This is a genomic window from Vibrio pelagius, from assembly GCF_024347575.1.
GTDB classification, from domain to species: domain Bacteria; phylum Pseudomonadota; class Gammaproteobacteria; order Enterobacterales; family Vibrionaceae; genus Vibrio; species Vibrio pelagius.
In genome coordinates, this window is the sequence record NZ_AP025503.1 from 1829279 (window position 1) to 1847915 (window position 18637).

Below are 18637 nucleotides of genomic sequence, written 5' to 3' on the forward strand. Positions count from 1 at the left end.
AAAATACTCATATATTGATGACACTCCTGTTGATTTTGATTATCATTCGCAGCCAATAAGATAAATACAATGAATAACAATATATGAATATATCTAAACCCGCGATTTCAACTCCTGTTTTGATCAGTACTACTTTTACTGAAGTAAGTTTAACGACTGATCATAGGAGTGATGAAAATAAACAGTATATCGTCACGAGAACGCCTGAGAGCTACCTATAGATGACGCTACTTTATACTTACCCAGTCGACTTCCGTGCTGGCCTGTTACTTGTAATTGCATCAGTCGCAATCTTCTATTTCATCTACGAGCAAAACAAGTCCCCTAATACCAAGTTCTTTTATGGGTTCGCGGTAGCGTTTTTCTTGTTCGCGACCTCTTCGCTATACAGTGATTGGCGCATTTCACAAGCGCTTGAAGATGGATGTAGCAGCTCAGGGTGTAAAGTAATTGAAGGTGAAGTTCGTCGATTCCGAAGCCACAAAATCAACGCAAAATTTCGAACTAATGAGTTCTATATCGATGGTAGACGATTCACGTTTCTTGGCAGCCCTAGCAACTCCAGTGGCACGAAAGGATATGAATTAATTGTTGAGAAAGGCGGTGCGATAACGCCAAACAGCTATGTAAAACTGCACGTTTACAATGAAATGATCATACGACTATACAAAGACGAGCGCTGATTGCGTTCCATACGTGAACTGTTTTCTATCAACAAAAGGCCTCGTACACGCGAGGCCTTCATGTATTTGTTGTTCAACTAAGTATTGTTAATAACCAATCAACTCAAGAGCCATTCATCCAGTACTGTAATGAATTCAGGGTGGATAAGATAACCTATTGACGCGTGCGGGTTACTTTTTCCATTGCGGATATTGAGGTTATAAATTGGGTAGATGTCTGTCATTCCACCGGGTACTAAACCCAGCTCAAGCATCTCTTGATAATCGTTTTTGATTCTACTGTCGTGAGAGATAAAATCATCTTCTGCCGATAGGTTTATCCACCGTTGAATGTTTAAAGGGTACTTCTTCTCACCTTTTAGGCAGCTACCTTTAAGCCTATCTTTCACGTTTTCATCACCCAGCGGTGAACCGAGCGTAACCAATAGGTCGACCTTCTTGTCGGCACCATAATCGTGCCTGTACTCTCCGTAGTGAGATAACTTCCATAACACGTCGTAACTGATCATCGAACCAAGGCTGTGCGATACGATCATTACGTCATCTTGATTATCAAGTGCTTCCTTCAGTTCGAGCATTAATCTATGCCGAACATCGCTACCAAAGTAGGTATCTTCATTCCAATAGTGCGCCATATCCGGTGCGACCATAGTAATGAGTGTTTCTGCTGCACCCATCCGCCCCAATATCGCAGAAAAGGTATCGGCTAAGGACTCTTTTAGAAAGCCCACTTTAGATACTTCGCTATACGTTGTTTCGTCGAACTGGTTGGTTTGGTACGCTTTGAGATCAGATAGGGCTTGTTGTCGACTTACAAGGTCTTCCGCTGGTTCTCTTAACAATGAGTTTGAAAGCTCACCGTAATAGACAAACCGTTTATCGACATTTCTAAAAGCTTGCAATGAACCTGACTCCCCATAGTCTCTCAGCAAGCCATGTTCTATCGCATCGTACCAGAGTGCTTGAAGTGGCGCTTTGTCAGGCTTTTGAGCGCGACCATGAATGAAAATGATTTTCTTAGCCATAGCAGGCGTCCTAAGTTACAGAGTTAAAGTGATTATTTTCAATAACCAACACCCGCTGGGTACGTTCAGCTTTGGTCAATATAAACAAAGCGAATTACCTATAGAGTGGGCGGTTGATGAGTCATTTATATAACTATGAGACACCCGTTTTAGGACGGTTAATGGATGAAAGATTCCGTCACGACTCGCAAATTGATATCAATGTACCGAGAGAACCTCCGCTCATAAAAAAGCCCCGCAAACGCGAGGCCTTGGTTTCTATTTAGGGTTTCAACTGCCCTACTTTACTGGAGTTAGTTCATTCGAGTAATGAAGGTTTGCTCATCATCGACAAAAGCCACGTAGTCGCCGTGGTAGATGAACACACGGCCACGCCCTTCAACAATACAAGCGAGCTGCGGGTTCAAGTCTTCTTCAAGATCTTTACTTTGGTACGTGCCAGTATCAGTGATAACGCCGCGAAGTGACGGCAAAAAACCATAGCTGCGCTTGGCTTGGTCAATCAGGCTCAATTCGCTGTTGATAGAGAAGTACGATGGGATTGGGCCAGCATCTTCGATAAACATCGGTTTCAATTCTTCAAAGGCGGTAATTACCAGCCAGTCGATGCCGTTTACATGATGGATAAACATAATGGTTCTCGATATTTCTAATGCGGGGATTCTATCACTATCGAGCAGTGAGCGTGGGAGAAATTGAGAGGGTATTAGCAAGAGCTGACTTGGTTTAACTTCCTGTGTGAGCTCCAGCCACGTATGACAATAAGCGCCGCATACCAACTCCCACTTTTGCCATACGCAACTTGCTCATCATCGTGAGATATCGCAATGCCGTACTTAACCGTTGAATCATGAGCCATGGCATTAAAGCTACCAAGTGCCATGAATACCAAGAGTGTGATGTTTAAAATTATACGTTTGATAGTGCATCTCTGCTTAGTTTAGAAGGCAGGCATTCACTAATGACCGACAATCGAATAATAGCCATAGCTTTTTTAATGTAATTGTGTGTCGACACTCACTTTTTCCCATATGCGCAACTCGTAATACAATTGATAGGCATATAAAATATCACACATAAAAATCAACTAGTTGCATTAGTTGTATGTAAGTAGCACCCGGCATTCAATAACAAATGTAATTGCATAACAGAGCATTCACACAAATGACCTTAGAAGTAAGAAACAGTACGCCAGACCCGTCTTGGGGATGTGAATACGATGAGTTATTTAGTCAAATAGACATGGGTAAAGTACAAGTTTGTCTAGTAAGAGTGGCCGACTTAAGCAAAGTAGCAACGGAACTAATTACCAAAGTCCAAGATACATCATGGATGACGAATCTGGATCCTGGTGCTAAGCGAAGCTATGACCGTACAGTTGCTGATACAGCCCAAGCATTGATCGAAATCTTCAATGACACCCTAACAACAAGTACTGTTGGCAAAGAATTTGGTGAAATAATGGTTTCAATTGGGTCAACCAAAGCTTTAGAAGTTATCTTTGATCACAATGTATTGCCAATTTCCGAACTTTGGAAGCCGCAAGTCAAGCAAAATGAAGGTTTTGACTTTCATACTGTGTGTTCAAGTGAACTAATAAACTTCGGAGAGGCCAAGTTTTCTTCAAAAAAAAGCCCTCATGGTAATGCAATCGATCAAGCAAAAGGTTTTATAGAAAATGAAAAACACCTCCGAGATAGAGTTCACTTACGTGATCTCGTTTCTGCCAATGCTATACATAATCTAGATGATGACAACTACGGTGTAGTCGCTTCCTTTTCAATAAATGCTGATAACCCTCTGCTGGTTCTCAAAAATGCTATTGATTCAGCTACACAATCACTCTCCTCTGAGAAAATAAAATCCGTTTATTTAGTCGGGGTCACCCATTGAATATAAAAAATATTATTGAAACTTCAGACCCTCGAGTAGGCTTGCAGGCATTATTAGATCACCTACACGAAATTGGTCCTGAAAGTTCCGAAATACTTGAACATTTGAGTTATTACAAGGTGTTTCATGAAGACTTGTTTAGTGAGTTTGAAGAAAAGATCATTTCGACTCTTGGTTTATTCTACAAAGTACCGGAACCGACAAACTTTTATTCATTTGTCCTGAGCGGAGTAGGCAAACAGCATCATCAAGATTATGGGGAGTATTTAACGCCGGTACCTTACGAATCCCCTCATAATTTCTATATAAAACAATGAGTAGACGCACATCGCTCATTCTGATCTAATGAATTTCGCCAAAAACACACCTGAACAAATGGATTTAATAGGGAGCCCTAACGATGCGCGACATTCAAATTCTACAGCAAACGATTGAGAATCAATGCCCCGAAATTCACAAAAAACGACTTAGTTCTCTGATACTTGCAACCAAAACGGTTCTTGATGGCTCTGAACTAACACTCACCAAAATTGGAAGAGCTCTCGACACTGATACCACAGTGAAACATGCTATCAAACGTATCGACCGATTACTTGGTAATAGCAATCTACACCGTGAAAAAGAGTCCATATATAAATGGCATGCCTCCTTCATTACCCGTGCCAATCCTTTTCCCGTGGTTCTGGTTGATTGGTCGGATGTTCGAGAGCAACTGCGCTATATGACATTACGCGCTTCAGTGTCTGTTAAAGGTCGTGCCGTCACGCTTTATGAGCAGGCATTTGAGTACAAAAACTATAACTCACCCAATAGCCACCAACACTTTCTCGATAAGCTGCAGTCTTTACTCCCAGAAGGTTGCACACCTATCATTGTTTCCGACGCAGGCTTTAGAAATACTTGGTTTCGACAAGTCACCAACAAAGGTTGGTTCTGGGTTGGACGTGTACGTGGTGAAGTCTCGATTAAGTGTGGCGAAGACTCATGGCAATGGAATAAAACGTTTTACCCTCAAGCAACAGATAAGCCGCAGTTTTTAGGGGAAAGCCAACTGGCTAAACGCTCACCGCTTAAGTGCTTTGCTTACTTATATAAGAGTCATCCCAAAGGCAGAAAGGCCCATCGGCACAGCCGAACGTGCCAAAAACACTCGGCAGGAAAAGTGTTCCATAAAGGAACAAAAGAGCCCTGGCTTCTGGTCACTAATATCCCCAACCATGTGCTTAACGGCATTAAAGTAACCCGTTTATACGCCAAAAGAATGCAAATTGAAGAGTCATTCCGAGATCTAAAAAGCCCAGCCTACGGATTGGCGCTCCGCCATAATCGAACACGTTGCACCAAGCGCATTGATATCTTATTGCTTATGGCATTGATGGCCGAAATCATCATGTGGTGGAATGGCTTAATCGCCATGCAAGCGAAATGGCATTATGACTTTCAAGCCAACACCATCAAGCATCGTCGGGTACTCTCCATTCCAAGGCTTGGTAAGGAAGTTCGTTGTCATAGAAGATACCGAATACAAGAGTCCCAATATCAATGGGCAATGGTGGAATATCAGCGCCTAACGCATACTTGTGGGTTGGGAGAATTATGAGGGGATCCGCCAGCGCCGGTACAAGCTAGTGTAAGAAGAGCTGTAAATGATAATCAGATCATTTCTATCTCTGCACCTACGAGCGCAGGAAAGTCTTATTCAATTAGAGATTTCATAGCTGAAAGTTCTGGTGATGCCGTCATAGTCGTACCATCTCGAGCCCTGATAGCTGAATATATAAACACCATGAAACAAAAGTTTGCTGGTGATAAAAGAGTAATGATATCTGCTTTTGTCGATACAGTATTTAACTCACGAGATCTTCGCAGAATCTTCATACTAACTCCAGAAAGAGCCAGAGAACTATTTAATACAAATTCCAATCTTAATATCAGTGTATTCTTTTTTGACGAGGCGCAAGTGTCAGAAGAAAAAGAGCGCGGTGTCATTTTCGATGTATTAGTGAGACGAGTCAAAAAGAAATACCCTACCGCAAAGATAATATTTGCCCATCCATTTGTTGAAAATCCAGAAGCTCAGTTAACAAAACATGACTTCCCTGCCGATCAGGGATACTCACGTTCTTATACACACGGAACGGTTGGAAAAATTTGTATTTACCAACACCCGAGTAACAAGAAGTACTATTACTTTTCTCCGTTTGTCGATAAGGGCCATCAAATAAAAAACTGTATCCCATACGAAAAAAAATTTGTCGACTTTGCTTTCAATGGTCATAACACGATTTTGATTTATGTATCAAAATCATCAATTTACAACGGGAAGTACCTAGAAAATTACAACAAATATATTGAATCTTTTGATGACGTTACATCGGAAGAAGCACTAAGTTTAATAGACACCATTGAACATCTGTTAGGCGCAAATGCTAATGAGCACAAATCAGACATGGTTAATTTACTTCGAAAAGGTGTAGTGATACACCACGGCTCCGTTCCCTTAGAAGTAAGGTTTCTTGTCGAAGAGTTGATTCGGAAAGGCTTCGCAAAGCTTTGTTTTGCGACCAGCACACTAGCTCAAGGTGTAAATATGCCGTTTGATATCGTCTGGTTAGATAACATGAGAATAATGGGTGAAAGTGAGCAAGAGCGAGCACTAGCTTTTAAGAACCTGATAGGTCGAGCAGGCAGGCTATCAAGTGATAGAAAATTTGATTATGGTTATGTCTTCACAAAAAACCCACAACTTCTAACCGCAAGAGTTAATGAAAAATTTGTTCTAAAAAAAGAGTCGTTAATCGATACATCCGGAGAGGAGTGGGATCCAGACTTAGCGGAGCTCATCGATTCAATCAAAAACAATACATTCGATGATGTCCTGCAAGCCCCACCAACTAAAATCGAGCGTTTAAGCACAAACGAAAATTTAAAATATTGCCAAGCGATATTAGACTTGTTGTACGGTCAAAAAGAATTTAAAGACGTATTGAGAGGAAAGAAAAACGCTCAAAATAGAGAGAGGATAAAAGCTTACTTCCAGTTTTTATTCGAATCATCGCTTGGCCGCGTACTCTATGACGGAGAGAATGCAGTATTCTCTCAAGCAATTTCTATTTTCCTACAAATCATTCAAGGGAGAACATTTAGAGAAATCGTTGGTCTTAGGTTCGCGATGGTATCGAACAAAGAAGAAGGAAGGAGTGGCTTCGCTAAGTTTTCTCAACCAGCGGAAAAGCTACCAAAAAGTACTCTAATAAACACATTTTCTTTATTTGAGAAAGGAACAAAAGCAAAAGATGTTAGCTACGATGCTATTGTGTTCGACACATATGATTATGTTGATCAGGTTATTTCATTCTCATTAACCGAAACATTTATAACCGCATTTAAGGTTTATAGAGAAAACACTCTAGATTACAGGGCAGATAAGATTATTGAGCTATTAAGGTATGGTACAAATGATGTAGTTCACACTATGCTTATGCGATACGGTTTTGCTCCTGAAGACGTCGCCGATTTATCACCGTACATACAATTGATTAATGAAGAAGATATTATCTTTAAGCCAACGATAAATGATGCACCTCAATATATTCAGGACATGGTCGATTGGTACTTACCGTAAATGTGAAGACTTAAGCAACATCTCTTCTACATGCTTAAAAATCAAATATTTTGTTCTAAGAACAAAAAGGCCTCGCAATGCGAGGCCTTTGGTTTTTCTATCCATCAGAAGAGATTAGTCGCGAAGTGCTGCGCCGAATTTCTCTGAGATTGAAGCTACGATAGCATCTACTGAACCAGCGATGTCTGCATCTTCTAGTGTGCGCTCTACAGACTGTAGAGTCAGTGCGATAGCTAGGCTCTTCTTGCCTTCTTCTACGCCCTTACCTACGTAAACGTCGAACAGTTTAGCGTCTGTTAGGAATTCGCCACCAGCTGCGATACACGCTTCTACGATGTCGCCAGAAGCTACTGCTTCGTCAACAACAACCGCGATATCACGACGGTTTGCAGGGAACTTAGATACTGCTACTGCTTCTGGAAGCACGCGAGTGTTGATCGCTGCCCATTCGATTTCGAATACGATAGTACGGCCGTTAAGACCAAACTTGCGCTCAAGTTCTGGGTGAACAGTACCAATGATACCCACTTCTTTACCGTCTACTACGATAGCCGCAGTTTGACCTGGGTGAAGTGCTGGGTGCTTAGCGGCTTTGAAGCTGTAAGCTTTCTCGTTCGCTGTTAGCTCTAGAACTGCTTCTAGGTCGCCTTTCAGGTCGAAGAAGTCAACAGTGTTTGTTGCAACGTCCCAGTGCTCTTCACCGCGAGTACCAGAGATAACGCCTGCTAGCATCACTTCTTGACGCATGCCGTTTTCAGCTGATGCTTCTGGGATGAAACGTAGGCCAGATTCGAATAGACGAACGCGTGGTTGTTGACGCTTCTGGTTGTGAACAACCGTGTTTAGAAGACCTTGGATTAGGCCAAGACGCATTGCTGACATGTCCGCAGAGATTGGGAATGGCAGGATTAGCGGCTCAACATCAGGAACGATCAGTTTTTGCTGCTCTGGCTCAACGAAGCTGTAAGTGATTGCTTCGTGGTAGCCACGGTCAACTAGAAGATCACGAACGCGCTTAAGCGGTTGGTCAGCTTCTTTGTGATCGTTCATCTTAAGTGCCGCTTTAGGCGCTTGGTTTGGAATGTTATCGTAACCGTAGATACGACCTACTTCTTCAATTAGGTCTTGCTCGATTGCGATATCGAAACGCCAAGATGGAGACGTCGCCATCCAACCAGCTTCAGTTGTTTCTACTTCACAACCTAGACGAGTTAGGATTTCTACCACGTCTTCAGATGGGATTTCGTGACCTAGTAGGCTGTCTAGCTTAGCGCGACGTAGAGATACTACGTTTGCTTTTGGTAGATCAGCTTCAGATTCGCTGCCGTTTACTGGCGCAACTTCACCACCACAGATTTCTACTAGAAGCTGTGTTGCACGCTCCATAGCAGCTAGCTGAAGTGTTGAATCAACACCACGCTCGAAACGTAGAGAAGAATCAGTGTGTAGGCCGTAAGCACGTGCGCGACCACGGATGTGATCCGGTGCGAAGAATGCTGCTTCTAGAAGAACGTCTGTAGTTTCAGTTGTTACACCAGACTCTTCACCACCAAAGATACCAGCGATTGCTAGTGCTTTGTTGTGGTCAGCGATAACAAGCGTGTTGCTGTTTAGTTCAGCTTCGTTGCCATCTAGAAGTGTTAGTTTTTCGCCCTGCTCTGCTAGACGAACCACGATGCCACCTTCGATCTTAGCGAGATCAAATGCGTGCATTGGCTGGCCTTGCTCTAACATCACGTAGTTTGTGATGTCTACAACTGGGTCGATTGAACGGATACCACAACGACGCAGTTTTTCTTGCATCCAGATTGGCGTTTCCGCTTTCACGTTTACGTTCTTAACCACACGGCCAAGGTAACGTGGACAAGCATCCTTTGCTTTGATTTCAACAGATACTGTGTCTTCAATGCTTGTTGCAACAGCTTCAACTGCTGGCTCTGTAACGTCTGCGCGGTTTAGTACACCAACTTCACGAGCAAGACCACGGATGCTGAAACAGTCTGCGCGGTTTGCTGTTAGGTCTACGTCGATCGCTACGTCTTCTAGGTCTAGAAGTTCACGAACGTCCATACCTAGAGTTGTACCTTCTGGTAGCTCAAGGATGCCGTCCGACTCTACGTCGATACCTAGCTCAGAGAAAGAACAAAGCATGCCGTGCGATGGAACACCACGTAGTTTTGCTTTCTTGATTTTGAAGTTACCAGGAAGTACTGCGCCAACTGTCGCTACTGCTACAGTTAAGCCAAGACGACAGTTAGATGCACCACATACGATGTCTAACAGCTCTTCTTCACCGATATCAATTTTTGTAACTTGTAGTTTGTCTGCGTCTGGGTGCTGACCGCACTCAACCACTTTACCTACTTTAACGCCGGTGAATTCACCAGCAACAGGTTCTACATCGTCAACTTCCAAACCAGCCATAGTGATTTGGTGAGCTAGCTCTTCGCTGTTAATTGCAGGTTTGACCCACTCGCGTAGCCAAGATTCACTGAATTTCATAGTTTTGACTGCCCCGGATTACTTGAATTGTTTTAGGAAACGAAGGTCGTTCTCGAAGAACGCACGAAGGTCATTTACGCCGTAACGAAGCATTGTTAGACGCTCAACACCCATACCGAATGCGAAACCAGAGTATTTCTCAGGGTCGATGCCTACAGAGCGAAGTACGTTAGGGTGAACCATGCCACAACCTAGAACTTCTAGCCATTTGCCATCTTTACGTTTCACATCAACTTCTGCTGAAGGCTCTGTGAATGGGAAGAATGAAGGACGGAAACGCACTTCTACTTCTTCTTCAAAGAAGTTACATAGGAAGTCGTTCAGAATACCTTTCAGTTGAGCGAAGTTTACGTTCTCATCGACCAGCATACCTTCCACTTGGTGGAACATTGGCGTGTGAGTTTGGTCGTAGTCGTTACGGTAAACACGGCCCGGAGCGATGAAACGGAAAGGAGGCTTGCCGTTTTCCATTGTACGGATTTGAACACCAGACGTGTGCGTACGTAGCATTAGGTCTGGGTTAAAGAAGAAGGTATCGTGGTCAGTACGAGCTGGGTGATCTTCTGCGATGTTTAGTGCATCAAAGTTGTGGAATGCATCTTCAATCTCAGGACCAGACTCAGTGTTAAAGCCTAGCTCACCAAAGAACTGTTCAATACGCTCAACTGTGCGTGTTACTGGGTGTAGACCACCGTTCTCAATGCGACGACCTGGTAGGCTCACATCGATTGTCTCTTCAGCCAGTTTCGCTTCTAGCTCTGCACGTTGTAGTGCGTCTTTGCGAGCAGCGATCGCTTGTTGAACAGCACCTTTCGCTTTGTTGATCTCTTGACCAGCAGTGCGACGCTCTTCAGGTGGTAGTTTACCTAGGCTTTGAAGCTGTGAAGTTAGTTCACCTTTCTTACCTAAATACTGAACTCGCACTTCATCAAGTGCGACTAACGAATCAGCGCTTTCAATCGCTGTCGTTGCATTAGCAATGATCTCTTCTAGATGTTGCATCGTTTCCTCATCTACCTTCTGGTAGTGTCCGTATCGGATGATTAGTTTTTTCGATAGCTACACATAGTAATCAAACCAGCTACTAATGCCAAATTGAATTGCCAAAAGAACAAGTTATTGACTAAAAACACGACAAATTTAGCCTTCTTTAATGTCATTGAAACCAAATACCGCTGAGCCTTCCCCAGAAACAGGCAAAAGTTGTCGTTTTCAAACATAGCTATGCTGTACAACTTGATGCTAATCAGGCTTGATGAACAGTAGATGACACTTCTAAATACAAAAATGGGCCCTATGTCAGAGCCCATTGTTTAACTGTTTCACAGCTTAACTGTTTAAGTGATTAATTTGTTTAATAACCAAAAGGCTTAAGTGTCTATTTTTGATGTCAGTTTCTAGAAATAATATTCGATTGCCACTTCGACAAAGTCATCCTTTCTCGCGAAGAAGAGCAAATCTTCCGGCGTTGCGTTCTCGAACAACCAGCCATTCAATCGCCATTTGAAATGGTTATTGATTCGCGCTGAGGCTTCTAGACGGGCGCTGTAAACATCACTGTTGTCTAAGTCTTGTGTCATGCCGACCAGAACTTCAGTACCATCTTCATCGTTGAGTGCAAATCGTGTCCCAACAAACAGATCGTTTTGCCCTACGTTTTGCGCATTGTTGCCTCGGCTGTCATACAGATATTCTGCCAGAAAGCCAATGTCCCAATACGAATCCAACGCCCCGACCCAAGTGTATTCAAAGCCTGTCACTAGCCCTGTATGATTATCGAAACTGTCGCGATAAACACTTTCTAGCTTGAGTAGCCAGTCGCCAACAATGCCTTGAACATCTAACCCGACATGCTGCATTTGCGCGTAGTAAGGTTTGAGCTTGTTCCCTTCAAAGCGAAAATATGGGTCGCGGTTGGTGCCCGCTAAGTAGCTCAAGCCAACGTCCCAATCACCGTACATTTGGCTATAGCGCAGCGCGACATCGACGTGCTTTTCTTCTCTCGAGGATTCATACAGGGCATCGTCAGAAACAGGAATGGTTGGACGTAGCCTTCCATCTTCTCCCGCAAAGGTGCGCTCTCTGAAATATGGCAGGAGCATGGCATTCACCGTACCCCACTCTTTGACAGAGGTGAAGTGCACCATAGGTTGACCAAGTTTGGCTTCGCCATCGACCGATTCAATGGCGTCGGTTTGGTTAACCACATCGACTAAGTGCGCCGATTCCGTCACGCCCCAAAACACTTTGCCAACACCGGCACGCAGTTCATAGTCATCCCAATAAGTGAGATAAAGCGCCTCACGAACATCACCGTGTGTTCGTTCGTCGTCTTGGCTATCGAAGCGATAAAACGGGATAAAGGTAAAGCTGCCGTTGCCCTCTTCTTGCTCCCAATAGAGTTCAGGTTGTAGCACTAATGAGGTTTGCTCTTTGCTTTGCCCCTGTAAGCCCTCACTGAAAAACTGACGATGCTCTACATTGACTTGTCCTGCTAACTCTACCGAATGACACATTGCAGAGACACTCATTAAACCGAGTGTTGCAGCGATGGTCACCGCTAACTGCGAGCCGAGTAACATATTCCTTTTCATATCAATGCCCTACTTCGCTCGCTTAAGGGTGTTCTTTTGGAAGTCACGATCTTCTAACCCGTTCTGGAACACCAAATCCGTTGTGGTAAGAACAGTACTTTTACCCGTTTGGTGGTTCTGCATCGCCATAGTATGAGCACGCCAATACTGGTTCAGGTACTGTTTGTAATCTTGGAATGACAAGGTTTTTAGCAGTGCACCTTTACGGTCGTAAAATTCGACTTTCATTGGGCGATAGTGCTCTTGGTCGAGCCACACTTTCTGTTTGGTGTAGCCGGAGTTTTTATCGGTTGGCACTTGCTCCAATACAAAGGTATCTAATCCATCGAGTTTGGCATCTTCCACGTAGTTAAAGGTGTACTTTTCTAGCTCGAATGAACTCAAGTCTTCGTAAGCAAACTCGCTGCCCATGAATGGACCCGACTTGTTACGTGAAGAGATGCGTTTCACACGTTTCAGAGCAGGAAGATACAACCATTGGTCGTCTGGCTCGGTGATGTGCGAATGGTTAAGGAAAGCGGTGCCTTTTACATCGCGCGGCTCATCAAAAATGGTCAAGCCTTTGTCGCCATCGTTTTCCACCTCTAATGATTTCAATCGCATTAAGCGGGTGCTGCTCTCCCCTTGTTTGTTTTTAAGCAGCATCTCCATCGTTGCCACTGAATCCCCCCAACCAGTGTCTAGGTTTTTGCGTTTTTCCGCGATTTCTAGCCCTTTTGCAGGATCAGCCAACGCAGGTAGAGTCGCAAATGTACCTATGGTCAGCGCCCCTACTGTTATGATTGACGTCAACATTGTTTTCTTTTTGATCGAGTATTTGGTGTTTTTCATCATGATCTCCTTGGTCAGCCCACATCCGCAGGCTGACATTTCCTTATTTGGTCGAAGTGGATAGTTGAGCAGCTAGGTTGGGCTGTGTTTGATTCGCTGAGGTGGTTCGTGTCTCTGGCGTTTGCTTTTTTGCGTCGCTCACGTAGTGGTTCTCTTTGTCGAAAATCATCAGCAAGATTGGTAGCAAAATGAAATCCACAACCAGTGCGATGAAGATAACAATTGCACTCAGCAAGCCCATGTCAGCGTTGAGTCTGAAACCAGATAGCGCGAGTACACTAAAGCCAGCCACAAGTACCACTGTGGTGATCCACAATGCGCGGCCTACTGTGTGGAAGGCGTAACGTACCGCCTGTTCAGCTGACTGACCCTCTTTACGTGCACGCTGGTACTTACTTAGGAAGTGGACTGCATCATCCACCACTATACCTAAGGTAAGCGTGACAACGACCGATAATCCAAGGTTGATTTCGCCCGAGATAAGCGCCCACAAACCGAAGCCAATGATCGCTGGTGCAATGTTTGGTACTAGGCTAATTACACCCAAGCGAACGGAACGCAGAGCGAAGATCATCAGCGCAGAGATAAGCACGAGCGTGATTGGCAAGGTAGAGAGCATACTCGCCATGTTAGTTTCACCGATGTGAGCGAACATCAGTGATGGGCTGGATGCGACCACTTCATATTGAGGCGCATTGGCTGCGAACCATGCGTAGATGCGCTCTTCAAGTTCCACTAGCTCCACACTGCCAAGGTTATCGACGGTGAGTACCATTTTGATTGAGGACTTATCGACGTTGATCTGGTTGTTCAAGTCCAATCCGTAAGGCAGAGACATCTCGTACAGCAGCAGATATTGCGCCGCGAGTTCACGATCGAGCGGCAATTGATAATAGCTAGGATCATCGCTATGCATGTTTTTATTCAAACGCTTATAAACATCTGACAGTGTCGCGACATGGTCGGTTTCTGGTTGAACGCGTAACCACTCAGTAAAGTCGCCTATCGCTTGCAAGAACACAGGATCAGCAATGCCTTGAGACTCGTTGGTTTTTATCGCGATACTCAGGTTGGTCATGCCACTGATCGTCTGCTCCATAAAGTCAGCGGCTTGGCGAAACTCGTTTGAGGTATCAAAGTACTTCACCGATTCGTCGTTGACTTTATTAAGTGGAATCAAGGCCGCAGCAATCACGATCACTAGCGCAGAACCAGGCAATAAGGTTTTGCGATTGTTCACTACAAAATCACCCAACTTGTCCATAAAGGTTACTTTTTCAGACTCAGTAGTGGATGGCGCAAGGCGCTTCACAGGCAACAGGTTAAGCAGTGCAGGCAGCAGAGAGACTGATAGTAAACATGCGATCATCACACCCAGTGCAGACAAGTTACCGAAGTCGCGCAGCACGGGAGAGTCCGACATGTTCATCATCAAGAAACCAATCGCCGTGGTCACTGACGTGATTAGAATCGGGATGAAGTTAAGCTTGATGCTGTATTGAATTGCTTCGGCTTTGGTCATTCCGCGCTGCATGGCTTGGCGCATGGTCACAATCACGTGAACACAGTCAGCGACCGCTAGGGTTAACACCAATGTAGGTACATTCACGGTTGCAGTGCTTAAAAACATGCCTGCCCAACCAGATAAACCCATTGTTGCTAGGATAGAAGAGATAATCACCACAAGGGTTGCTACAACGCTAAAGAAGGAGCGCAGCATCAAGGTGAGAAATACCAACACCACTAACAGCATTAAAGGCACTAGCGTTGAGCTATCCTCTTGAGCTGAAGTCATAAAAGCGTCATTCATGGCTATGATGCCCGCTTTGTAGAAATCTACATTTGGGTAGTCAGCTTGGTATTTGCCAATCATAGCGTTAATGGCTGTGATGACCTCTTGAACTTCCGCGGTTTTGTCCACTTCTGGTAATTGCACCGTCACGTTAACAATCGTCACATCACCAGACTCAGACACCAATGCATTCTTAAGTAGTGGTTCGTTTAACGCGATCTGTTTTACTTTTGCAATACGCTCAGGGGTATGTTCGTACTCTTCATACAAGAGATCTTCTACCAAGAGGTCATCTTCGAGTGCTTCGGTATGTTGATAGTTAGCGATGGAGTCAACACGGCTAGAGTATGGAATTTGCCATGAATCGACGGTAAGGCTCTGGATCAGAGTCAAAGTCTCTGGCGTGAAAACATTGCCATCGTCTGGGGCGATCACAATGGAAAGGTTGTCTGTTTTAGCGAAGGTGGTTTGAATCTCGTCAAACGCCATCAACTGTTTGTTGGTTCCTTCAAAGAAGATATTGTAATCACCTCTAAAATAGAGGTTTTTGGCGCCGAACGTAGCAACGGCGATCACCGCTAACATTACGAATAAGGTTATAAACGAGTGTTGGGTGGGTAACGTATACCAAGCGCTCTGTGTTTCTGATGGTTGATTTTGGGGTTCCATCACAGTCTCCATATGTGACGATTCGTCATAAATGTACATTTAAAAACCAGCAATTCGCTGGCAAACATACAAAATGAGGTCAAAATTAAGAACTGACTCGATACAACCTAAATCAATTCATCTTTTTGACGATTCGTCACTAATGGCGCTAAAATAACCCATTAACTTGCGCAATGGGCTACCTAAACTTAACGACCAACAGATTCTAGATAAGCAACTTCTTCACTGAACAACTCTTGCTCTACTCGGCGCCAGGTCTTTTTATAATCCCATTCCGAAGAGAGCGGCTGCCAGTTCAAGCCATCTAAAAGCATATTAGCGTTGTGAAGCACAGAGTATGGGTCTTGGATTCGTTTAATACAGTGACTGTTAGATGCATTTTGATTCAAGGCGTTTGAACCAAAAGCGATAGACCAGTTAGCAAAGACAATCGCATCAGACCCAATCCCAGAAGAGAATTTCAAATCTCCAGCCTCAACCGCACGATTAACCAAATCATCCGCATGCTGAATCACCATCTCTTCGAGTTGATTAAGCTCTTGTACTCTTGTTGGCGAAGCCTTCTCTAGTATCCAAGGGCTCTTGGCCATAATTGCACAGGTTGAAAGTACCGGTTCCATACGTGCATAAATTCGGTATGCAACGTGCAGTGCCATTACTTTTTCACGGCTTGTGCCTTCAAACTCCGCAGAGCGCGCAAACAACATCGCCTCTGTTTTAAGTGAATGAATACACAGGGCTAAAACAACGTCTTCTTTGCTACAAAAATGGTTGTATATCGTCCCTTTTGAGTAAGAGCTTGCAGCGGTCAGCTTATCCATAGTTAAGTTACCAAAACCCTGCTCTCGAACGATATCTCTTGCCAACAACATAAGCTCTACCTCGCGTTCTGCGATCGCTTGTTGTTTTTTAGTCATGCCCGAGACACACCCTAGCATTCCTTTTATTTCATCTTTGCAACCTAAGCCAAACTTCATGTTTAGTCCGTACCTTAACTCAGCCTATATAATGGCATGGTCTGTTTTAAACCTTGTCTGTATTAAACAATACTCCTACTCAATATAATAACATGAATCCCATAATCATGTACGCTGCCATTTTGTGACGCTTCGTCATTTTTGACTTATCGTCATAATAGCGCAAACATTGATCAGATCAAGTTGATTTTATAATATTATTCGACTGATGAATCATTTCTGGTAATTACTCAACCAAGCTCATACATTTTCAAATGTCAGATACGACAAACACTTCATTCTCAAACGTTTATGAAACTAAAATGTGTCGCTTTAAAACTGAGGCGCGACTTTCAATACTGAACGATGGTTAATATTTGTTTAGCTGACATTGATTTAGGTGAAGTTGCTATAAATTCCGTTGAGTGTGGCTTACAATGGGGACATGAGTTGTACTTTATCAAGAGCATCATTTTGAGCGCCAAATTTACCTATCTTACTTGGAAAATTAATACCAGCAGCCCAGCTGAAAAGTTGGTGATGCTTTTACTCGCAGACAATGCCGATGATGAAGGCTACGCAACGATTGAACTTAACAGAGCTTCTGCGCTGACGGCCCTATCTGTTTTTGGATTAGCGGACTGCTTGAAAGCCCTAGTCGACAATGGTTGGCTAGATAAAGTGAAAGTCGAGCGCAGAGACAATCAAGAAATTCACGTGTTTAAGATGCTGCTGGAACAAGAGCAACCAACACAACCGGTCAACTCCATTCCAGTTTATTCACCTGCACCTGCACCTGCACCTGCACCTGCACCGAAATATCAGCCTGCTCCAGCGCAAATGCAAGTGATGTCGACCTCCCCTCGCCCACAAAGCCGGGGGGGAATGAACGGCAACACAATTTCGACTCACGATCTGGACGAAGAGAACATTCCATCTTGGGCTGAACGTGCATTTAAGTTTTCCGGATTGTCCGGTGACCATAATCTAATATGGAAGAAGTTTGTCCTTTGGTACAAAGCCAAAGCCAATGAATTAATGCCAATATCTCGAATTGAATCTAAGTTGCAGTACTGGCTAGTTAACGAGAAGCAAAATGAAAGACAACAACCGAAAACCGCTCAATATTCAGGAACTTCAGGACAAACTCAAGGAAATGGGTATCGACAAAAGCTTAGCCCATCTGAGCGCTTCAGGCAGCAACTCATCCAGAAAGGCAAAAAACCAACTTTCTGATCCTGAGCCTGCTGTTACTCCAGAAGTTCTGCCGGCCGCTGCTTCGCCCTCGGCACCTGTTGTTGAGTCAAATACAGGATCTAATCAACAAGTACCCGTTGTTGACCAAGATCCGGCTGATCTGGAGCTGTCTGACTGGTGCATCCATGTCTTTGGTTCTTTCCTAAGTGTGTATGAAACGCAGTGGGAGTATCAATACGGCAGTGAGCCAAGCGGCAAGTTCATCGAGTTCGCTAATACCATCGACTCAGACGGGTTGAATCGCGTACTGATGCACTGCCATGAGCGTATTCAACTGGGTAACAGCTGGCCTCCTCAAATGGGTGAGTTGTGGATCTTAAAAGATTCACTGACAGAAGAAGAGCTATTGGATAGCCGCATTCGTGTATTGTCGCGCTCTGCTATCAACCCAATTGAAAAATGGCTGATTCAGAACAAGCTATACGACTTGAAACGCACGGCTGAGAACAAGCTTGATGCCTTGTTTAAGAAGTACTACTTGGAAGCGAAAAGACTTGATGAGAAAGGCATGCTTCATACTGAACTGCCACAACATTTACTGGCTGCTAACTCAGTGAAGAACCTCAACGACTTGAAACGTGAAGAGTACGAAGAGAAGCACGGTAAGGCTCTGAACCCGAGAATCCAACAGATTCTAGACAGTAAAAAGTCTCGCTAGACTAGTTAGTTGTAATAGAGCTAGCTCCTTACAATAAACTTAGCTGTTCGCAATAAACTCGCTACTAAAAGCCCAAATACAAAAACGCCAGCAATTACGCTGGCGTTTTTATTAATTCGTTGTTTTTGGTGCTGTTCTAATCGAAAGCGCCA

16 protein-coding genes are annotated in these 18637 nt (G+C 44.0%); 7 read left to right on the forward strand and 9 right to left on the reverse strand.

Annotated features, from left to right (window positions below):
• The first annotated feature begins 221 nt into the window (after nt 1-221).
• A complete protein-coding gene (locus tag vsple_RS07855) occupies nt 222-683 on the forward strand; it encodes a hypothetical protein (RefSeq protein WP_261881662.1) in 462 nt (153 codons plus the stop codon).
• A 98-nt stretch (nt 684-781) separates the two neighbouring features.
• On the opposite strand, the gene vsple_RS07860 is transcribed toward vsple_RS07855, so the two are convergent.
• The 3 genes from vsple_RS07860 to vsple_RS07870 form a co-directional block, all read right to left on the reverse strand.
• Nucleotides 782-1708 (reverse strand): hypothetical protein, encoded by a 927-nt coding sequence (locus vsple_RS07860; protein ID WP_261881663.1) that lies wholly within the window; start codon nt 1706-1708, stop codon nt 782-784.
• Nucleotides 1709-2001: 293 nt separating this feature from the next.
• On the reverse strand, nt 2002-2340 hold the full coding sequence (locus vsple_RS07865) for a cytosolic protein (protein ID WP_261881664.1): 339 nt from the start codon (nt 2338-2340) through the stop codon (nt 2002-2004).
• A gap of 74 nt (nt 2341-2414) precedes the next feature.
• The gene (locus vsple_RS07870) at nt 2415-2591 is read right to left on the reverse strand and encodes a hypothetical protein (RefSeq protein ID WP_261881665.1); all 177 of its coding nucleotides are present in this window, start codon (nt 2589-2591) and stop codon (nt 2415-2417) included.
• A gap of 281 nt (nt 2592-2872) precedes the next feature.
• Between vsple_RS07870 and vsple_RS07875 the strand changes: the two genes are divergently transcribed.
• The 4 genes from vsple_RS07875 (at nt 2873) to vsple_RS07890 (ending at nt 7226) form a co-directional block, all read left to right on the forward strand.
• Nucleotides 2873-3601 carry a hypothetical protein gene (locus vsple_RS07875; protein WP_261881666.1) on the forward strand — a complete coding sequence of 243 codons (729 nt, stop codon included), beginning with the start codon at nt 2873-2875 and terminating at the stop codon, nt 3599-3601.
• Nucleotides 3598-3918 (forward strand): hypothetical protein, encoded by a 321-nt coding sequence (locus tag vsple_RS07880; protein WP_261881667.1) that lies wholly within the window; start codon nt 3598-3600, stop codon nt 3916-3918. Before vsple_RS07875 ends, vsple_RS07880 begins: the two co-directional genes overlap by 4 nt.
• 83 nt (nt 3919-4001) lie before the next feature.
• Entirely contained in the window at nt 4002-5201 is a 1200-nt protein-coding gene (locus vsple_RS07885) for an IS4 family transposase (protein ID WP_261881668.1), read from the forward strand.
• A gap of 66 nt (nt 5202-5267) precedes the next feature.
• Nucleotides 5268-7226, forward strand: a complete 1959-nt coding sequence (locus vsple_RS07890; RefSeq protein WP_261883146.1) for a DEAD/DEAH box helicase — start codon at nt 5268-5270, stop codon at nt 7224-7226.
• 114 nt (nt 7227-7340) lie between these two features.
• Here the strand turns inward: vsple_RS07890 and pheT are convergent, their stop codons facing one another.
• The 6 genes from pheT to vsple_RS07920 form a co-directional block, all read right to left on the reverse strand.
• On the reverse strand, nt 7341-9728 hold the full coding sequence (pheT, locus tag vsple_RS07895) for a phenylalanine--tRNA ligase subunit beta (protein ID WP_261881669.1): 2388 nt from the start codon (nt 9726-9728) through the stop codon (nt 7341-7343).
• Between the two features lie 18 nt (nt 9729-9746).
• Entirely contained in the window at nt 9747-10730 is a 984-nt protein-coding gene (pheS, locus tag vsple_RS07900) for a phenylalanine--tRNA ligase subunit alpha (RefSeq protein WP_032548794.1), read from the reverse strand.
• Nucleotides 10731-11125: 395 nt separating this feature from the next.
• The gene (locus vsple_RS07905) at nt 11126-12322 is read right to left on the reverse strand and encodes a hypothetical protein (protein ID WP_261881670.1); all 1197 of its coding nucleotides are present in this window, start codon (nt 12320-12322) and stop codon (nt 11126-11128) included.
• Between the two features lie 9 nt (nt 12323-12331).
• Nucleotides 12332-13117 (reverse strand): outer membrane lipoprotein-sorting protein, encoded by a 786-nt coding sequence (locus vsple_RS07910; RefSeq protein ID WP_261883147.1) that lies wholly within the window; start codon nt 13115-13117, stop codon nt 12332-12334.
• Between the two features lie 79 nt (nt 13118-13196).
• A complete protein-coding gene (locus tag vsple_RS07915) occupies nt 13197-15614 on the reverse strand; it encodes an efflux RND transporter permease subunit (RefSeq protein WP_420833777.1) in 2418 nt (805 codons plus the stop codon).
• A 188-nt stretch (nt 15615-15802) separates the two neighbouring features.
• Complete coding sequence (locus vsple_RS07920) at nt 15803-16591, reverse strand: TetR/AcrR family transcriptional regulator (RefSeq protein WP_255230587.1); 789 nt, start codon at nt 16589-16591, stop codon at nt 15803-15805.
• 453 nt (nt 16592-17044) lie between these two features.
• Between vsple_RS07920 and vsple_RS07925 the strand changes: the two genes are divergently transcribed.
• Both vsple_RS07925 and vsple_RS07930 read left to right on the forward strand, forming a co-directional pair.
• On the forward strand, nt 17045-17806 hold the full coding sequence (locus vsple_RS07925; RefSeq protein ID WP_261881671.1) for a hypothetical protein: 762 nt from the start codon (nt 17045-17047) through the stop codon (nt 17804-17806).
• Entirely contained in the window at nt 17727-18485 is a 759-nt protein-coding gene (locus vsple_RS07930; protein WP_261883149.1) for a hypothetical protein, read from the forward strand. Before vsple_RS07925 ends, vsple_RS07930 begins: the two co-directional genes overlap by 80 nt.
• The last annotated feature ends 152 nt before the right edge of the window (nt 18486-18637 follow it).

Coding starts and splice junctions, on each gene's coding strand:
- vsple_RS07855 (WP_261881662.1), top strand. CDS start 222: ATGACGCTACTTTATACTTACCCAGTCGACTTCCGTGCTGGCCTGTTA.
- vsple_RS07860 (WP_261881663.1), bottom strand. CDS start 1,708: ATGGCTAAGAAAATCATTTTCATTCATGGTCGCGCTCAAAAGCCTGAC.
- vsple_RS07865 (WP_261881664.1), bottom strand. CDS start 2,340: ATGTTTATCCATCATGTAAACGGCATCGACTGGCTGGTAATTACCGCC.
- vsple_RS07870 (WP_261881665.1), bottom strand. CDS start 2,591: ATGGCACTTGGTAGCTTTAATGCCATGGCTCATGATTCAACGGTTAAG.
- vsple_RS07875 (WP_261881666.1), top strand. CDS start 2,873: ATGACCTTAGAAGTAAGAAACAGTACGCCAGACCCGTCTTGGGGATGT.
- vsple_RS07885 (WP_261881668.1), top strand. CDS start 4,002: ATGCGCGACATTCAAATTCTACAGCAAACGATTGAGAATCAATGCCCC.
- pheT (WP_261881669.1), bottom strand. CDS start 9,728: ATGAAATTCAGTGAATCTTGGCTACGCGAGTGGGTCAAACCTGCAATT.
- pheS (WP_032548794.1), bottom strand. CDS start 10,730: ATGCAACATCTAGAAGAGATCATTGCTAATGCAACGACAGCGATTGAA.
- vsple_RS07905 (WP_261881670.1), bottom strand. CDS start 12,322: ATGAAAAGGAATATGTTACTCGGCTCGCAGTTAGCGGTGACCATCGCT.
- vsple_RS07910 (WP_261883147.1), bottom strand. CDS start 13,117: ATGTTGACGTCAATCATAACAGTAGGGGCGCTGACCATAGGTACATTT.
- vsple_RS07915 (WP_420833777.1), bottom strand. CDS start 15,614: ATGGAACCCCAAAATCAACCATCAGAAACACAGAGCGCTTGGTATACG.
- vsple_RS07920 (WP_255230587.1), bottom strand. CDS start 16,591: ATGAAGTTTGGCTTAGGTTGCAAAGATGAAATAAAAGGAATGCTAGGG.
- vsple_RS07930 (WP_261883149.1), top strand. CDS start 17,727: ATGGGTATCGACAAAAGCTTAGCCCATCTGAGCGCTTCAGGCAGCAAC.